The sequence below is a fragment of the Paraburkholderia sp. genome, from assembly GCF_047605525.1.
In the GTDB taxonomy this organism is placed as follows: Bacteria; Pseudomonadota; Gammaproteobacteria; order Burkholderiales; family Burkholderiaceae; genus Paraburkholderia.
Genome location: NZ_JASGFN010000002.1, coordinates 238162 through 253437, shown reverse-complemented (window position 1 = coordinate 253437; position 15276 = coordinate 238162). Strand labels below are relative to the sequence as shown.

Here is a 15276-nt window from a genome sequence, read left to right as displayed (position 1 = left end):
CGCCGATGCGTCACGCCGCGTGAGGTTCCTTCGAGTGCGTGACGGCGCGTTCGCGGGCCGTCTGCGCCTGGACCGCCGTGGCGGCGATCACGTAATAGATATCCTCGGGGCAGCAGCCGCGCGAGAGATCATTGGCGGGCCGGTTGAGACCCTGCATCAGCGGGCCGATGGCCTTCGCGCCGCCGAGGCGCTCCGCGAGCTTGTAGCCGATGTTGCCCGCGTCGAGATTCGGGAACACCAGCACGTTTGCGTGGCCGCCGCACTGCGAATGCGCGATCTTGCGCTCGGCGATCTCCGCGACGATCGCCGCGTCGAGTTGCACGTCGCCGTCCACGCAGAGCGCGGGGCGCTGCTCGTGCACGCGCCGGGTCGCCTCGATCACCTTGTCGACACTCGCGTGGTGGGCGCTGCCGCTCGTCGAGAACGACAGCATCGCGACACGCGGCTCTTCCATCAGCAGGCTGCGCGCGCTGTCGGCGGCGGCCATCGCGATCTCGGCCAACTGCCCGGCGTCGGGGTCCACCACGAGCGCGCAGTCGGAGAAGATCAGCCCGCCTTTGTAGCGATGAAACGGCTCGCACAGCATCATCAGGAAGAAGCTCGACACGAGCTTGAATGACGGCTCGATGCCGATCAACTGGATGGCCGCGCGCACGACGTCGGCGCTCGTGTGGACGGCTCCCGCCACCGAACCGTCCGCGTGGCCGAGGCGCACCATCAGGTTGGCGAAGACGAGCGGCTTCACGGCCTCCTCCCACGCAAGCGCGGGCGTCATGCCCCTGGCGCCGCGCAGCGCAACCAGCTCGTCGGCGAAAGCCGCGCGCCATGTGCTGGTTTGCGGATCGATCAGCGTGATCTCGCCGAGATCGACCGTCTCGCGCGCGGCGGCCGCCCGGATGGCGTCCGGATCGCCGACCAGCATGATGCGCGCGATGCCCTCCTGGCTCGCGCGCGCCGCGGCGGCAAGCACGCGCGCGTCCTCGGCTTCGCACAGCACGATGCGCATGGGCGCGAGGCGCGCGCTTTCGACGATACGGTTCAGGGCTTTCATGGTGTCATGGGCTCACAGAGGGGCACGGATGGGCTCACAAACAGATAGATGGACTCACGGATCGGCCGGGGCTCACACCCGCGCCCGACGTGTCCAGACGAAAACCGGCCACAGGCGGAGTGCGCCGCCTGCGGCCGGCAAGCGCGAACCCGCGCGCGGCATGTGCTACGCGCGCGGGCCGCTGCTGGCCCTTCGGATCAGACGAAGTCCTTGTACTTGTCGAGCAGGCGCACCGGCTTCGAGAGCGCGTCGCGGCGGAACGGATCGCCGAGTTCGCGCGTACACATGATCTCGACGATGGTCGTCTTGCCCTGGTTCATCTGCATGTCGATCGCGCGCTTGAGCGCCGGGCCCACGTCCTCCAGCTTGTCCACGACGATGCCTTCCGCGCCCATCGCCTTCGCGATGCCGGCGAAGCTCGGGCTTTCCAGCTCGCCCGCCACGAAGCGGCGATCGTAGAAGTCCACCTGGTTCTTCTTTTCCGCGCCCCACTGGCGGTTATGGAAAACGACGGCCGTCACCGGAATGTTGTGGCGCACGCAGGTGAGCGTTTCCATCATGCTCATGCCCCACGCGCCGTCGCCCGCGTACGAGATCGCCGGGCGATGGGGCGCGGCCACTTTCGCGCCGATGATGGTCGGAAACGCGTAGCCGCAGTTGCCCCAGCTCATCGCGGCGAACAGGCTGCGCGGCTTGTCGAAGCGCAGGTAGCTGTTCGCGACGGAGTTGATGTTGCCGATGTCGGTGGACACCATGACGTCCTCGGGCATCGCCTTCTCGAGCTCGCGCAGCACCTGGCGCGGGTGCAGATAATCGCCGCCGGTCGGCGTGCGCTCGTGCTTCTGCTCTTCGATCATGTCGAGGCTGTAGGCGTCGCGCTCGTGCGTCCATGAATCGAGCTCTTTTTCCCAGGCGGCCTTTTCGGTGGCGATCTGGTCGGCGCGCTCGGCGCGCGTGGCGTCGCTCGCGAGGGTGCGGTTCGCGAGGCGTTCGGTCAGCGCCTGCGCGGCCGCCTTCGCGTCGCCGCAGATACCCACCGAGATCTTCTTCACGAGGCCGAGCATCTTGTGGTCGGCGTCGATCTGGATGATCTTCGCGTCCTTGGGCCAGTAGTCCATCCCATATTGCGGCAGCGTGCCGAACGGTCCGAGACGCGAGCCCAGCGCAATCACGACGTCCGCGCGCGAGATCAGCTTCATCGCGGCCTTCGAGCCCTGGTAGCCGAGCGGGCCGCACCATAGCGGATGCTTCGCCGGGAACGAGTCGTTGTGCTGATAGCTGTTCACGACGGGCGCGCCCAGGCGCTCGGCGAGCGCCTTGCACTCCTCGATCGCATCGCCCATCACGACGCCGCCGCCGGAGATGATGACCGGGAACTTCGCGGCGGCGATCAGTTCCGCCGCCTCGTTCAGGCTTTCGTCGCCGCCGGGGCCGCGATCGAGCCGGCGCGGCTGCGGAATCTCGGTTTTGATCTTGCCGTAGAAGTAATCGCGCGGAATGTTGAGCTGGGTCGGGCCCATTTCGGACATCGCGCGGTCGAAGCAGCGCGCGGTGAACTCCGCCATGCGCGCGGGGTTCGTCACGTGGCCCTGGTACTTCGTGAACTCCTGGAACATCGGCAACTGATTCGCTTCCTGGAAGCCGCCGAGGCCGATGCCCATCGTGCCCGCCTCGGGCGTGACGACCACGACCGGGCTATGCGCCCAGTAAGCAGCCGCGATGGCGGTCACGCAGTTGCTGATGCCGGGACCGTTCTGGCCGATCACGACGCCGTGGCGGCCGGAGACGCGCGAATAGCCGTCGGCCATGTGCGCCGCGCCCTGCTCGTGAACGACGGGTATGAGGCGAATGCCGGCGGGCGCGAAGATGTCCATCGCGTCCATGAACGCGGAGCCCATGATGCCGAACATGTCGGTCACGCCGTTGGCCGCGAGGGTCTCGACGAAGGCTTCGGATGGGGTCATGTCCTGCGGACCATTGGCCGTTTGCGTCTGGGTTGGGGTCTTTTCGCTCATCAACTGTCTCCGGTTATCGTTTGACGGAATGCCGTTTTCTGAATGCTATGCGGCGCCCCATGCGGGTCAAGGGATTCCGTCCTCGATGGATGAATCTGAAATGGAATGGAACGTTTCGTTTCAAAACGCCCGGCGCGGGCAAGCGCCGGTGCGCCGGTGCACTCGGGTCAGGCGGGCTGCTTCGGACGCTCCTTGCGGAACGCACGCTTCACGGCGATCAGGCCGTCGCGGAACTCGAAGAGATCGCAGCCTTCGGCTTCGATGCGCCAGCCTTCGGCATGCGTGCCGGTGAACACCCATTCGGACACGCCGCGATCGCCGATGACGTAGTGGCGTCCTTCTCCCCAGTGCGCGTCGGGGAACGTGCGAAAGACCGCTTCGAAGGCGGCGCGCACCGCCTCGCGGCCGACATGGCGAGTGCCGTGGACTTCGGGGCCGCCGGCCGCGTCGAATACGCAGTCCTCGGTCATGAACCCCATCAGCGCGTCGGCGTCATGGCGGTTGAAGGCATCGGAAAAAGCGGCGAGCGTGTCGGCCGTGACGGTGGGTTGGGCGCTGAGCGTGTCTGCCATACGTGTCTCCAGTTGAAAAGCCGGTGCCGTGCCGCGCGCGAAACGTCGCGCGCGGCACCGGTATATCGACACGTTAGGATTTGCCCGTCGAAGGCGGTAGCACCAGTGCGGAGCTTTCGCCTGGGCCAGCGCGCGCGGGCCCCGACGGATTCAGGAGGGCTGCTGTCGACGCACGACCTGCGCGAGCGCGCGCACGCCGGGTTCGATCTTCTCGAGCTTGATCGCGGAAAAGCCCATGCGGAACCAGGGGCTGTGTTCGGCTTCGTCGGCGAAGAACACGCCGCCCGGCTCGATCAGAATGCCGGCCTCGCGCGCATCGTCCGCGAGGCGCGCGGCGTCGAGCCACGGCGGCCCCTGCACCCAGCACGACGCGCCGCCGCCGACCGGCACGTAGCGCACCTCCGGCAGATGGGCGTCGAGCGCCGCCATCAACGCGCGCGCCCGCTCCTTGTAGGCATGCGCGAGCCGGCGCAGCAGCGCGTCGTGATGCCCGAGCGCGAGGAACGTCGCGAACGCGCGCTGGATGTAGGCCACCGGGTGCCGGACCATCAGCCGGCGCAGCGCGCGCAACTCGCGCACGAGCTCCTGCGGGCCGACCACGTAGCCGAGACGCAGGCCGGGCGCGAACGTCTTCGAAAGGCTGCCGACGTAGATCACGCGATCCGCGGTGTCGAGGCTCTTCAAGGCCGGATGCGGGGTGCCGGAGAAGGTGTTCTCGCTCTCGTAGTCGTCTTCGATGATCACGAAGTCGTGCTGCTGCGCGAGTTCGAGCAGCGTCCGGCGACGCGCGATGGGCATGGTGGCCGTGGTCGGGCACTGATGGCTCGGCGTGACGAACACGTAATCGCAGCGGGCCAGCGAATCGCTCAGGCGGACCGGATCGATCCCCTGGGCGTCGATCGGCAGCTCGAGCAGACGCGCGTTGCGGTTCACGAAGATATTGCGTGCATCGGGATATCCCGGATTCTCGAAGCCGACCGTCGTGTGTTTTCCGCACAGCAGGTCGGCGACGAGATAGAGCGCCTGCTGGCAGCCGTTCGTGATGATGATCTCCTCGGGCATCGCGAACACACCGCGCCGCGGCAGCACACGCGTGCGGATCTGCTGGATCAGCGACTCGTCGTCGCGCTCGATCAGGTCGGGCGCCCAGTTGCGGATCTCCATGATCGAGAGTGCCTTCAGACAGCACTCGCGCCAGTCGTTGGTCGGAAACAGCGATTGATCGAACTGCCCGTAGATGAACGGATAGGCGTAGTTTTGCCAGTTGGCGGGTTTGACGATGTTGCGCTGGGCCGAGGGCGGGCGCACGATGCGCGATTTCCACGCGGGCGGGGCGGGCGACCCGGCGCCCCGCGGCCTGACGCCGCCGGGCTGCTGCACCGTCACGCCGTGCAGGCCCTCCAGCATCGATGGGTTGACGAAGTGGCCGCTGCGCTCGCGCGAGACCAGATAGCCTTCTTCCACCAGCATCTGGTAGGCGAGCACGACGGTATTGCGGGCGACGCCGAGCTGCTCGGCCAGCTCCCGGCTCGAAGGCAGCGCGGAGTCGGGGGGCAACTGCCCGTCGAGAATGGAGGCCACCAGCATCTCGCGAATCTGGTGCTGCAGACTTGTCTTCGACTCCGGTGACCGTCGGAACTGCTGGGCCCAAAGGGCGGACGGGGTACGGGTCGGCATGCTTGCTCCTGTGATCGATAAGGCGGGTAAAAGGACGTTTGCTGGACCGGGCCGTCGGCCGTCCAGTCAACACACGATATTCAACACGGGCTGCCCGAGTCGATTAGGTAAATTTCGGAGCGACAGGTCGTTGCAATAATAGGAAGAAATCAGACGGACTGCTGCCGCGACACCTCGAAAAGACGAAGAAGACGCGCGCCGGGCACTGGATCCATCGGATCTTCCCGCCTGGTACTACCCGCCGCTTTATTGATTGAGAATGCTTGACTCAACCGGTGAGATCGCGAATACGAAAAGCGAAATCTGCCCGGATAGCCGCTGACTATACTTGAGAGAGCACCAAAGCAGGGCGTGGAACTTCGAGCTGACGGCCGGTAGTTCAACGCCGTAGTCCGTGCGCCGCGAGTGAGAACGGGTTGACGAAGGGTGTTCGCGGGCGTGCTCATTGTTTTTCAATTTGAGGAGACGGCGGTGAGAGTCTTACCCAGACTAGCAAGGACGATGAAGCACCCCGTCGATTCGACGGCCGAGCCGGTGATCAAGGCCCGCCGCGCTCGCGGGAAACTGAATTCCTACTGGTTGACGACTGCCGTGCTCGTCGTATGCGTCGTGCTTTGGCAGGCGGTATCGATGGCGGGCATCTTCCCGCCGTTCGCGCTGCCTTCGCCGATGGCGGTGTGGCAGGCCTTCGTCGAAATCGTCCGCAACGGCTACGGCGGCCAGTCGCTCACCAGCGACATTCTGATTAGCTGCTTTCGCATCATCATCGGTTTCGTGGGCGCGATCGCGATCGGCGTTCCCATCGGGCTCCTGATGTCACGCAACAAGATCGTGTTCGACATCATCGATCCTCTGCTGCAGTTCGTCCGGCCGGTTCCACCGCTTGCCTATATTCCGTTGCTGGTGGTGTGGTTCGGTATCGGCGAATTGCCCAAGGCCATTCTGATTCTGGTCGGCACCATTCCGGTCATCATCATCGGCACGATGTCGGGCGTGAAAAGTACGCCGCCGTTACGCATCGCGGTGGCGCGCACGCTCGGTGCGAGCAACGCGCAAATCTTCCGCCGGGTCGTGCTGCCTTCGGCGATGCCGGAGATCTTCACCGCGATGCGCGTGGGGATCGGCGTGGCGTGGACGTGTCTCGTCGCCGCGGAGCTGATCGCGGCGAGCAGCGGGCTGGGCTGGCTCGTGCAATTCGCCGGACAGGCGTTGCAGGTCGCCATCGTGATCGTCGGCATCGTGATCATCGGGTTAATCGGGTATGCAATGGAGCTGGTGATTCGCAAGTTCGAAAATTGGGTCGTTCCCTGGCGCGGACATAACTGATCGGGTTATCGAAGGAGACTAAAAATGAAAAAGATGCAATGGATCTATGGCGTGACCGCGGCTGTACTGGCCGGCAGTTGTGTCGTTCCGGGCGCGGCGTACTCGCAGGGCAAGCCCGAGGTCATCATCGGCTACGAAGACAACGGCGCCGATCCGTACATGGTGTCGATGGCCGAGCATATGTTCGAACACCAGATGAACGCCGACGTCCAGTACAAGCTCTTCAGCTCGGGCCCGGCGGCGATGAGCGCGCTGGCGTCGAACAGCCTCACGTTCATGTGCGGCCTCGGCGTGCCACCGCTCGTCACCGCGATCGCCCAGGGCTTGCCGATGACCATCGTGTACAACCAGGAGCGCTATACGAATGCCGCCGGCATCGTGGTCAAGCCCGACAGCGGCATCCACGACGTCGCGGGGCTGCAAGGCAAGAAGATCGCGATCGTTGCCGGCTCGCAGGCCTCTTTCGAACTGGCGACCTTTCTTGCCGCCGCGCACGTGCCCTATGCGTCGGTCACGCAGATCAACATGGCGCCTCCGCAGATGCGGACCTCGTGGGTGACCGGCGCGATCGACGCGGCAATCGTCTGGGATCCGGTCTTCAGCGCGCTGCGCGCGGCCGGCGGCACCGCGATCAAGACCGACGGCGATCTGCCGCGCGAAGCCTCGAGCTACAACGTCTGCATTGCCAACTCGGAGTGGGCGAAGGCGCATCCGGACCTGGTGCGCGGTTTCGTCGCGGCGCTCGACCAGGGCTATCAGATGACGATGAAGAACCGGGACCAGGCGCTCGCCGACATGGCGAAAGCAACCGGCGTGACCGTGCCGGTCGCCACGAGCGAGCTTGCCGGTTACGAGCTGTTCTCCGCCGCCGACCAGACCACGCCGAAAGTCATGGGCCTCGACGCGGGTGTCAAAACCTCCGCGACGTACCAGACCCTGGTGAATACGGCCAAGGTGCTCAACTCGATAGGCCGCATCCCGACGGTGCCGGCGAATTTCGACAATAACGTCGCGCCGCAGTATTCCAAATCGTTCGCGCATTGACCCACGGCTGTCTGACCGTCAAGCAGGAGACGAACTTGAATATCGTCATCGATTCTCTGTACAAGACCTTCGGCACCATAACGGCACTGGAAAACATCAATCTGCAGTTCCGGGGCGGCGAATTCGTCACCGTGCTCGGCGCCTCCGGCTGCGGAAAGACGACCTTGCTGCACCTGCTCGCCGGTCTGGAGTCGCCCACGCGGGGCAGCATCCATGTCGATGGCGAGATCAAGGAGCAGCCCGGTGCCGACCGGGTCGTCGTGTTCCAGCAGGCGGGCCTGTTTCCGTGGCTCAGCGTCGAGGAAAACATCGAGTTCGGGCCGTCGCTGCACGGGGTGTCGAAGGCGCAGCGCCGCAAGGACTCGGCCGAAATCCTGCGCATTATCGGTCTCGAGTCTTTCGCCCGGCACAAGCCCTATGAACTGTCGGGCGGCATGCAGCAGCGCGTGGCGATCGCGCGGGCGCTCGTCATGAAGCCGAAGGTGCTGCTGATGGACGAGCCCTTCGGCGCGCTGGACGCGCAGACCCGCAGTTCCATGCAAACCTTTTTGACGGAGCTGTGGGAACAGCTCCACTGCACGGTCGTGTTCATCACCCATGACATCGACGAAGCGATCTTTCTCGGTACGCGTCTGGTGGTACTTTCGGCGCGGCCGGGGCGGGTCGCGCTCGACGTGCCGATCGAACTGGAACGGCCGCGTACGCCAACGGTCGCGTTCGAACCGCACTTTCTGGAGCTGAAAAAGCGCGCGATGGGCATTCTCGCGCATTGATCCCGCGCATTGATCCAGGGCAGGAAGACAGAAGAGCGCGCGCGAAGGCGACGGCTTTACGCCGCGAATTCAAACCGGTACGCGGCCTCGTTACGCGTCGCGCGCGGCGCCTTGCGCGTCCTTTTCGATCAGTACCTGGTTGACCACGTCGAGGAAAGCCTGCACGAGCCGCGCGGCTTTACGCTCGACAAGACAGGCGACATGCGCGTGAGTCGACACCGGTTCGCCCCGGATCGTCAGCTTGCGCAATCGCGGATCGTCGACGTGTTCGCGCTCCGACACCGCCGCGATACCGAGCCCCAGTATGACCGCTTCGCGCACCGCCTCGCGGCTGCCCACTTCCAGCGAAAAAACCGGCTCGATGCCGTGCTGGCGCAACGCGTCTTCCAGCGCCTTGCGGGTCGTGGAGCCCGGCTCCCGCATGATCATGGACTCGTTGCGAAGCTCTTCCAGCCGGATGCCGCGCCGGCGCGCGAGCCGATGCGCCGCCGGCACGATGATGACGAGCGGATGCTGCCGATAGGGCACGTAATGAAGCAGCGGATTGGCGCCGTATTGCGCGAGCACCGCAACGTCCGTCTCATACGACAGCAGGCCGCGCACGGTTTCCTCTGAATTGCCGAGCCGGATCGATACGCGCAGTCCCGGATAGCGCAGATGGAACGCCGCGACGAGCTCCATCGCGTGGAGCGGCCCGACCGCGCCCACGCGGATGATGCCGGTGCTCAGGCCCGCCGATTCCTTCAGAAAGTCGATGGCCTCCTGTTCGTTGCCGAACATGCGCTGGGCGATCGCGAACAGGGTTTCCCCGGTTGTGGTGAGCACGATGCGGCGGCCGCTTCGGTGAAACAGCTCCACCCCGTAGCTTTCCTCCAGATCCCGCACCTGCGTGGTGACCGTCGGCTGGCTGACGTGCAGCGCCCGCGCCGCGGCCGTCACGCTGCCATGTTTGGCGACCGCGTAAAACGAGCGCAATTGGGTGAGTCGCATAGATTATTTGAATACATCGACAGAAATATTTGTATTTTTACTATATATCGATGTTTCCCATAATTCATCCGTAACACGTACTCAACCAGCGAGGGGAGACGATGAACGGAGTTTTCTGGAATCCTGTCGAGGTGAATTTCGGTGCCGGTTGTCTCGCGCGGCTCCCCGGGATTCTTGGCAGCCGCCGCGCGGTTGTCGTGACATTCGCGGAGGCCGCGCAGATCGGACTGACGCAACGTGTGCGCGACCTGTGCGGCGAGCGCGTGGTCGCGGTGATCGACGACGTGCAACCGAATCCGGACGTCACCCATGTCGCCGGCCTGTACCGCGACTTCTGGCGCAAGCACGAAAGTTGTCCCGTCATCGTCGCAATCGGCGGCGGCAGCGTGCTCGATACGGCCAAAACGCTGATGGTCGGCACGCACAGCAACGAATTCGACGAACTGCTGGACCTGCTCGATACGGGCCGGCCGTTCACGCCGCCGCGCGCGAAGTCGCTGATCACGGTGCCGACCACGTCGGGCACCGGCAGCGAAGTCACGCCATGGGCGACGATCTGGGACCGCACGATCAGGCAGCGCAAGTATTCGCTGCAACTGCCGCAGACGTGGCCGGAAGCCGCCATCGTCGATCCGGATCTCACGTTGTCGCTGCCGCATTCCGTGACGGTGCAAAGCGGGCTCGACGCGCTCTCGCATGCGCTCGAAGCCATCTGGAACGTGAACGCGAATCCGATTTCCGACGAATTCGCCGTGTCCGCCGCACGCGACATGCTGGCCACGCTGCCGGCGCTCGTCGCCAATCCGCGGGACCGGGCGTTGCGCGAACAGGCCTCGCTCGCCGCGCTGAAGGCCGGCCTCGCGTTCTCGAACACGAAGACCGCGCTGGCCCATTCGATTTCGTACGAGATGACGATCCATCACGGTCTGCCGCACGGCATCGCGTGCTCGTTCACGCTGCCGATGGTGCTGGAACTCGCGCTCGGCAAAAACGCCGCGCGCGACGCGGTGCTGGCGAAAGTCTTTCCGTGCCCGCTGAGCGAGGCGCGCACTTACCTGACCGGTTTTCTCGAAGCGCTCGGCGTACGCACGTCGTTTTCAAGCTATGGCGTGAGCGCCGAGGAGTCGGACAGGATGATCGCGCATGCGCTGAGCGGGCCGCGCGGGCGCAATTTCATCGCCGCGACCGCCTGAAGCGCCGGCGGCGGCGAGGCAACGAACCGATATCACGGGACGGTGAGAAAGGAGGAACACGGACAGCCGGTTTCGCACCGGCATATTTCGCAGCGCAGCCAAAGCCGCATAAAAGGCCAGTGCCGAGGCAGCGGACGCCGGACGGCGTCACGGGCCCGGCAACTATCAGGAGACAAGCAATGGAAGCAGTGGATATTGCAGGAGGCGCCGTCGTCAATGCCGACGCCCGATCTGTGAAGTCGGTTGCCCTAGCCAGTCTGATCGGCACGACCGTCGAATGGTATGACTTCTTTCTCTACGGCACGATCACCGGACTCGTATTCGACAAGCTGTTCTTCCCGACGGGGAATGCTTTCGTCTCCACCATGCTGGCCTATACGGTGTACGCGGTCGGCTTTGTCACGCGGCCGCTCGGCGGCGTGATCTTCGGTCATTTCGGCGACCGGTTCGGACGCAAGCCATTGCTGGTGCTCACGCTTTCGATCATGGGCGTGTCCACGTTCCTGATCGGCGTGCTGCCGACCTATGCGTCGATCGGCATCTGGGCGCCGGCCTGTTTGCTCCTGTTGCGGCTGCTGCAAGGCATCGGCCTCGGCGGCGAGTGGGGCGGCGCCGTGCTGATGGCTTTCGAATATGCGCCTCGCAAACAGCGCGGCCTGTACGCGTCCTATCCGCAGATCGGGCTCGCAATCGGGCTGTGCCTGAGCAGCGGCGTGGTGGCCGCGCTGACCACCTGGCTGACGCCCGACGCGTTCCTGCAATGGGGCTGGCGCGCCGCCTTCATGGCCAGCATCCTGCTCGTTGCCGTGGGCATGTTCATCCGCCTGCGGGTCGTCGAAACGCCGGCGTTCGCGAAGCTTCGCGATACGCATGCGGTGGCGAGAGTACCGGCGCGCGAGGTGCTGGCCGAATATCGCGGCAACGTACTGCTGGGCTGGGGCGCGCGCTATATCGACGGCGTGATTTTCAACATTTACGCGGTGTTCGTGCTGAGCTACCTGATCGGTATCCAGCATCACGCGAAGTCGACGATTCTCGTGGCGGTCACGCTTGCCGCACTGGTGCTGATGTTCATGATTCCGCTCGCGTCGCGTCTGTCGGACCGGTTAGGCAGACGCAAGGTGTTCGGCTGGGGCGCGCTCGCCTGCGGCCTGAGCGCGTGGCCGGCCTTCGCGGTCTTTCACTACTCGGGCAGCTCCGTTGCGGTGACGGCCACCATCGTGATCGTGCTCGGTGTGATCTACGCATTCGTTTACGGTCCCGAGGCCGCGCTGTTCTGCGAGCTGTTCGATACGCGCGTGCGCTATAGCGGCATCTCGATCGTGTACCAGGTCTCGGGCATCGTCTCCAGTTCGATCACACCGCTCATCGCCACGTCGCTTCTGCACTACGGCAACTTGCAGCCGTGGTGGATCGCTCTCTACATCGCATGTGTGGGGCTGCTCAGCGCGGTTTGCACGTACTTCATCCGGCGCACGTTCTGAACCTGCCGCCTTCGGGTGACATGTTCGTATTCGAGAGGGCTTGCGAGAAAGCTCATCAGCTTGCTGATTGCCGGTCCTTTTGCCCGACACGGGCCAACAGCCAGTCCAGAAGCGGCTTGAGCTTCTCCCGGTATTCATTGCGCGGGGGATGCACGAGGTAATATCCCGCGCCAGTCTCGACGACCTGCTCGAACGGTGTAACGAGGGAACCGTTCGACAGATTTTCTTCTATCAGGTTGAGGTCGCCGAGAGCGACGCCCATTCCGCGGGCCGGAAGGCATCGCCTTCGCGAAGTCCAATCCGAAGCTGCGTGATGCGGTGCACGCCGCACTCGACAAGCTGGTCGCCGATGGCACTTACAGCAGGATCATCGCGAAGTGGGGGCTACAGTCGAGCGCGGTGCATCAGGTGACGATGAACGGCGCGACGGCCAATTAACCGAAGGGGGGCGGGGATGACCGCCGAAGCCCGGAACCGGAAGCTGCACCGGCTATCTGACGGCCTCGCCATTGATCGCGGCCTGAGAAACGGCGTCGGCCTGCAGGTGCCACCTGGCGACGATTTTCGCGTACGTGCCGTTGGCGATCAGCGCCTTGAAAGCAGCCAGCACCGCGCCACGCAATTGACCGCCGTCCTTTCGGAACGCAATGCCCTGATACAGGCCGGCGAACGGCGTTCCGACCAGCCGGTACGTGTGCGGCTCCAGCGACATGATGTAAGGCAAGGTCTCATTGCCTTGTACCGCCGCGTCGAAGCGCGCCTGTTTGAGCTCCGCGCGGGCGATCGCGTTGTCGGTCGTGCCTTCGATCGTGATCGGCGGCTTGCCGGCGGCAACGCAATGCTCGTCGCTCCACGCCTTGACCTTGGGCGGAAACGATGAGGCGCGGCTGGTGCCCACCGTCTTTCCGCACAGCGCGTCCGCGCTCGTGAGATCCGCGCGCGGGGCCAGTGCATAGAACTGCGCGGACGTGGTCAGGTAGTCGATGAAATCGACGGACTCGCGACGCACGGGGCTATCGTTGATCCCGCTCAATATCATGTCGGCCCGGCCCGTGGCGAGTGCCGGAAACAGTTGCTCGTAGGCGGACTCCTGCCATTCGAAAGACACGCCCAGTTCTTTTGCCAATGCCTCGCCGAGATCGATGTCGAAGCCGATCAGTTGTCCGCTTGCCGGGTCCTTGAATTCCAGCGGCGGATAGATCGCGTTGACCGATACCCTGATCACCTGAGTCTTCGCGATCCGCTCGGGAAGCGCCTGAGCGCGCGCCGAAACGGCGCACGAGGCCGTGAGCGCCACACAGGCAGCCAGCGCGTAACGATGCATGCCGGTCATGCTGGTCTCCTTCAGTTGAACGAATGCCGCTGAATTCGCGTGTAGAGCTACGTTAGCCGCGGCGGGTTCGTCAAAAAAATAGACCAATTTTGGTGGGGCATAGCCGCGCTGCATGCCCGGCTCGCGCCTGCGTGGCGACGGTGGTCGCGCGAGGTTCAGCTATTGCCGTTGACCAGCGCCTTCGGCACTGCGTGGTCCTGAAGGTGCCATTTCGCGAGAAGTTTTTTATAAGTACCGTCGGCAATGAGCTGATCGAGCGCGCCGGCCAGCGCCTTCGAAAGAGCGGCGTTGTCCGTCGCGATACCGATGCCCGTGTATTGCGAGACGAACATCTTGCCGATCGGCGCATACGCGTTCTCGTCGAGACTGTTCTGGTACGGCAGCGTTTCGCCGCCTTGCACGGCGGCGTCGATGCGGTTCTGCCGCAACTGCAGTCGCGCGTCCGCCGACCCGTCGGTGCCGACCACGACCACGGGCGGCTTGCCGGCTTTCACGCAATTCGCGTCGCTCCAGGTGGCGATGTCGGCCGGAAACGAGGTGCGCCGGCTCGTGCCGACGTGCTTGCCGCACAGTGCGGCCATGTTCGGAAAGTCACCCATCTTCGTTTTCAACGTATAGAACTGCGGACCGGTCATGATGTAGTCGACGAACGTGACGGTGCCACGGCGCGCCGGCAAGTCCGTCATGCCCGACAGGATCATGTCGACGCGCTTCGTCGCGACCGCGTTCATCATCTGGTCGAAGCTGGTTTCCTCCCATTGGAGCTTGACGCCAAGCTTCGCGGCGAGGGCTTCGCCGAGATCGACGTCGAATCCGGTCAGCTTGTCGGTAGCCGGATCCTTGAATTCGAACGGCGGGTAGTTCGGCACGATGGCGGCAACGATCGGGTTCTTGACGGTTTGCGCCGTGGCGCACGTCGCGATACCGACGCTCAGCGCGAGAGCGACGCGTGAAAGGCTGGAGAGGCGCATGGTAGATCCAGTAAGCGAAAGGAGTGATGGACGACGCGATCGGTGGATGCGATATCGGAGTATCGGGTCACGCGATCACAGCGGCGATGAAGTCCTGCGTACGTTTGTTCTGAGGGCGCGACAGGACCTGCTCGGGTGTGCCGCTTTCGACGATCCGGCCACCGTCCATGAACACGACGCGATCGGCGACTTCGCGAGCGAAGCCGAGCTCATGCGTGACGACGATCATGGTGATCCCGCTGCTCGCGAGATCCCGCATCACCGCCAGCACCTCGCCGACGAGTTCGGGATCGAGCGCCGAGGTCGGTTCGTCGAACAGCATGAGTTGCGGCTGCATCGCGAGCGCCCGCGCGATGGCGACGCGCTGCTGCTGGCCGCCCGACAGCTCGACGGGAAACGCGTCGCACTTGTGACCGAGTCCGACCCGCTCGAGCAGCGTGCGCGCTTCTTTCTCCGCTTGCGCGCGGTTGCGCCTGAGCACCTGAACCGGGCCTTCGATCACGTTCTCCAGCGCGGTCTTGTGCGGAAACAGATTGAAGCGCTGGAACACCATACTGGTCGCGAGGCGTTGACGCGCGATCTGCCGCTCCGACAGTTCATGCAGTTTGTCGCCCGCTTGCCGGTAGCCGGCCAGCTCGCCGTTGACCCACAGCGCACCGCCATCGATCTGCTCGAGCTGGTTGATGCATCGAAGGAAGGTGCTCTTGCCGGAGCCGGATGGGCCGATGATGCACAGCACTTCGCCTTGTGCGACGTCGAGCGAAATCCCCTGAAGCGCCTGAAAGTCGCCGTACGATTTCCGGATCTCGACGGCGCGTACGATTGCAGTCATGTCTGTCTCCTCTGG

The 15276-nt window shown here is 64.4% G+C and carries 15 protein-coding genes; 6 read left to right on the top strand and 9 right to left on the bottom strand.

Going from position 1 to position 15276, the window contains the following annotated elements; all coding sequences use genetic code 11:
* Positions 1-10 precede the first annotated feature (10 nt).
* From pta to QM685_RS03485, 4 genes are all read right to left on the bottom strand, one after another.
* On the bottom strand, positions 11-1051 hold the full coding sequence (pta, locus tag QM685_RS03500) for a phosphate acetyltransferase (RefSeq protein ID WP_415112763.1): 1041 nt from the start codon (positions 1049-1051) through the stop codon (positions 11-13).
* A gap of 197 nt (positions 1052-1248) precedes the next feature.
* On the bottom strand, positions 1249-3066 hold the full coding sequence (gene xsc, locus QM685_RS03495) for a sulfoacetaldehyde acetyltransferase (RefSeq protein ID WP_415112761.1): 1818 nt from the start codon (positions 3064-3066) through the stop codon (positions 1249-1251).
* Between the two features lie 167 nt (positions 3067-3233).
* On the bottom strand, positions 3234-3638 hold the full coding sequence (locus QM685_RS03490; RefSeq protein ID WP_415112759.1) for a nuclear transport factor 2 family protein: 405 nt from the start codon (positions 3636-3638) through the stop codon (positions 3234-3236).
* Between the two features lie 150 nt (positions 3639-3788).
* On the bottom strand, positions 3789-5315 hold the full coding sequence (locus tag QM685_RS03485) for a PLP-dependent aminotransferase family protein (protein WP_415112757.1): 1527 nt from the start codon (positions 5313-5315) through the stop codon (positions 3789-3791).
* Between the two features lie 426 nt (positions 5316-5741).
* On the opposite strand from QM685_RS03485, the gene QM685_RS03480 reads away from it, so the two are divergent.
* Genes QM685_RS03480 through QM685_RS03470 form a run of 3 tightly spaced genes read left to right on the top strand, consistent with a single transcriptional unit; the run spans position 5742 to position 8458 of the window.
* Positions 5742-6641: an ABC transporter permease gene (locus QM685_RS03480; RefSeq protein WP_415112755.1), complete on the top strand. Its 900-nt coding sequence runs from the start codon at positions 5742-5744 to the stop codon at positions 6639-6641.
* Between the two features lie 24 nt (positions 6642-6665).
* Positions 6666-7685 (top strand): ABC transporter substrate-binding protein, encoded by a 1020-nt coding sequence (locus QM685_RS03475; protein ID WP_415112753.1) that lies wholly within the window; start codon positions 6666-6668, stop codon positions 7683-7685.
* A gap of 35 nt (positions 7686-7720) precedes the next feature.
* Positions 7721-8458, top strand: coding sequence for an ABC transporter ATP-binding protein (locus QM685_RS03470; RefSeq protein WP_415112751.1), 738 nt, complete (start codon positions 7721-7723; stop codon positions 8456-8458).
* Between the two features lie 90 nt (positions 8459-8548).
* Here QM685_RS03470 and QM685_RS03465 read toward each other — a convergent pair whose 3' ends face one another.
* Complete coding sequence (locus QM685_RS03465) at positions 8549-9448, bottom strand: LysR substrate-binding domain-containing protein (RefSeq protein ID WP_415112749.1); 900 nt, start codon at positions 9446-9448, stop codon at positions 8549-8551.
* A gap of 101 nt (positions 9449-9549) precedes the next feature.
* On the opposite strand from QM685_RS03465, the gene psrA reads away from it, so the two are divergent.
* Together psrA and QM685_RS03455 are read left to right on the top strand one after the other, a co-directional pair.
* Positions 9550-10641: an iron-containing alcohol dehydrogenase PsrA gene (gene psrA / locus QM685_RS03460; RefSeq protein WP_415112747.1), complete on the top strand. Its 1092-nt coding sequence runs from the start codon at positions 9550-9552 to the stop codon at positions 10639-10641.
* A 179-nt stretch (positions 10642-10820) separates the two neighbouring features.
* Positions 10821-12125: an MFS transporter gene (locus QM685_RS03455; RefSeq protein ID WP_415112745.1), complete on the top strand. Its 1305-nt coding sequence runs from the start codon at positions 10821-10823 to the stop codon at positions 12123-12125.
* A gap of 55 nt (positions 12126-12180) precedes the next feature.
* Here the strand turns inward: QM685_RS03455 and QM685_RS03450 are convergent, their stop codons facing one another.
* Positions 12181-12387: a hypothetical protein gene (locus QM685_RS03450; protein ID WP_415112743.1), complete on the bottom strand. Its 207-nt coding sequence runs from the start codon at positions 12385-12387 to the stop codon at positions 12181-12183.
* Positions 12388-12404: 17 nt separating this feature from the next.
* Here QM685_RS03450 and QM685_RS03445 point away from each other — a divergent pair, with 17 nt between their 5' ends.
* A complete protein-coding gene (locus QM685_RS03445; protein ID WP_415113102.1) occupies positions 12405-12563 on the top strand; it encodes a transporter substrate-binding domain-containing protein in 159 nt (52 codons plus the stop codon).
* 52 nt (positions 12564-12615) lie between these two features.
* Here QM685_RS03445 and QM685_RS03440 read toward each other — a convergent pair whose 3' ends face one another.
* From QM685_RS03440 to QM685_RS03430, 3 genes are all read right to left on the bottom strand, one after another.
* A complete protein-coding gene (locus tag QM685_RS03440; protein ID WP_415112741.1) occupies positions 12616-13458 on the bottom strand; it encodes an ABC transporter substrate-binding protein in 843 nt (280 codons plus the stop codon).
* Positions 13459-13613: 155 nt separating this feature from the next.
* Complete coding sequence (locus QM685_RS03435) at positions 13614-14429, bottom strand: ABC transporter substrate-binding protein (protein ID WP_415112739.1); 816 nt, start codon at positions 14427-14429, stop codon at positions 13614-13616.
* A 67-nt stretch (positions 14430-14496) separates the two neighbouring features.
* A complete protein-coding gene (locus QM685_RS03430; RefSeq protein WP_415112737.1) occupies positions 14497-15261 on the bottom strand; it encodes an amino acid ABC transporter ATP-binding protein in 765 nt (254 codons plus the stop codon).
* Between the last annotated feature and the right edge of the window lie 15 nt (positions 15262-15276).

Coding starts and splice junctions, on each gene's coding strand:
- pta (WP_415112763.1), bottom strand. CDS start 1,051: ATGAAAGCCCTGAACCGTATCGTCGAAAGCGCGCGCCTCGCGCCCATG.
- xsc (WP_415112761.1), bottom strand. CDS start 3,066: ATGAGCGAAAAGACCCCAACCCAGACGCAAACGGCCAATGGTCCGCAG.
- QM685_RS03490 (WP_415112759.1), bottom strand. CDS start 3,638: ATGGCAGACACGCTCAGCGCCCAACCCACCGTCACGGCCGACACGCTC.
- QM685_RS03485 (WP_415112757.1), bottom strand. CDS start 5,315: ATGCCGACCCGTACCCCGTCCGCCCTTTGGGCCCAGCAGTTCCGACGG.
- QM685_RS03475 (WP_415112753.1), top strand. CDS start 6,666: ATGAAAAAGATGCAATGGATCTATGGCGTGACCGCGGCTGTACTGGCC.
- QM685_RS03465 (WP_415112749.1), bottom strand. CDS start 9,448: ATGCGACTCACCCAATTGCGCTCGTTTTACGCGGTCGCCAAACATGGC.
- psrA (WP_415112747.1), top strand. CDS start 9,550: ATGAACGGAGTTTTCTGGAATCCTGTCGAGGTGAATTTCGGTGCCGGT.
- QM685_RS03455 (WP_415112745.1), top strand. CDS start 10,821: ATGGAAGCAGTGGATATTGCAGGAGGCGCCGTCGTCAATGCCGACGCC.
- QM685_RS03450 (WP_415112743.1), bottom strand. CDS start 12,387: ATGGGCGTCGCTCTCGGCGACCTCAACCTGATAGAAGAAAATCTGTCG.
- QM685_RS03440 (WP_415112741.1), bottom strand. CDS start 13,458: ATGACCGGCATGCATCGTTACGCGCTGGCTGCCTGTGTGGCGCTCACG.
- QM685_RS03435 (WP_415112739.1), bottom strand. CDS start 14,429: ATGCGCCTCTCCAGCCTTTCACGCGTCGCTCTCGCGCTGAGCGTCGGT.
- QM685_RS03430 (WP_415112737.1), bottom strand. CDS start 15,261: ATGACTGCAATCGTACGCGCCGTCGAGATCCGGAAATCGTACGGCGAC.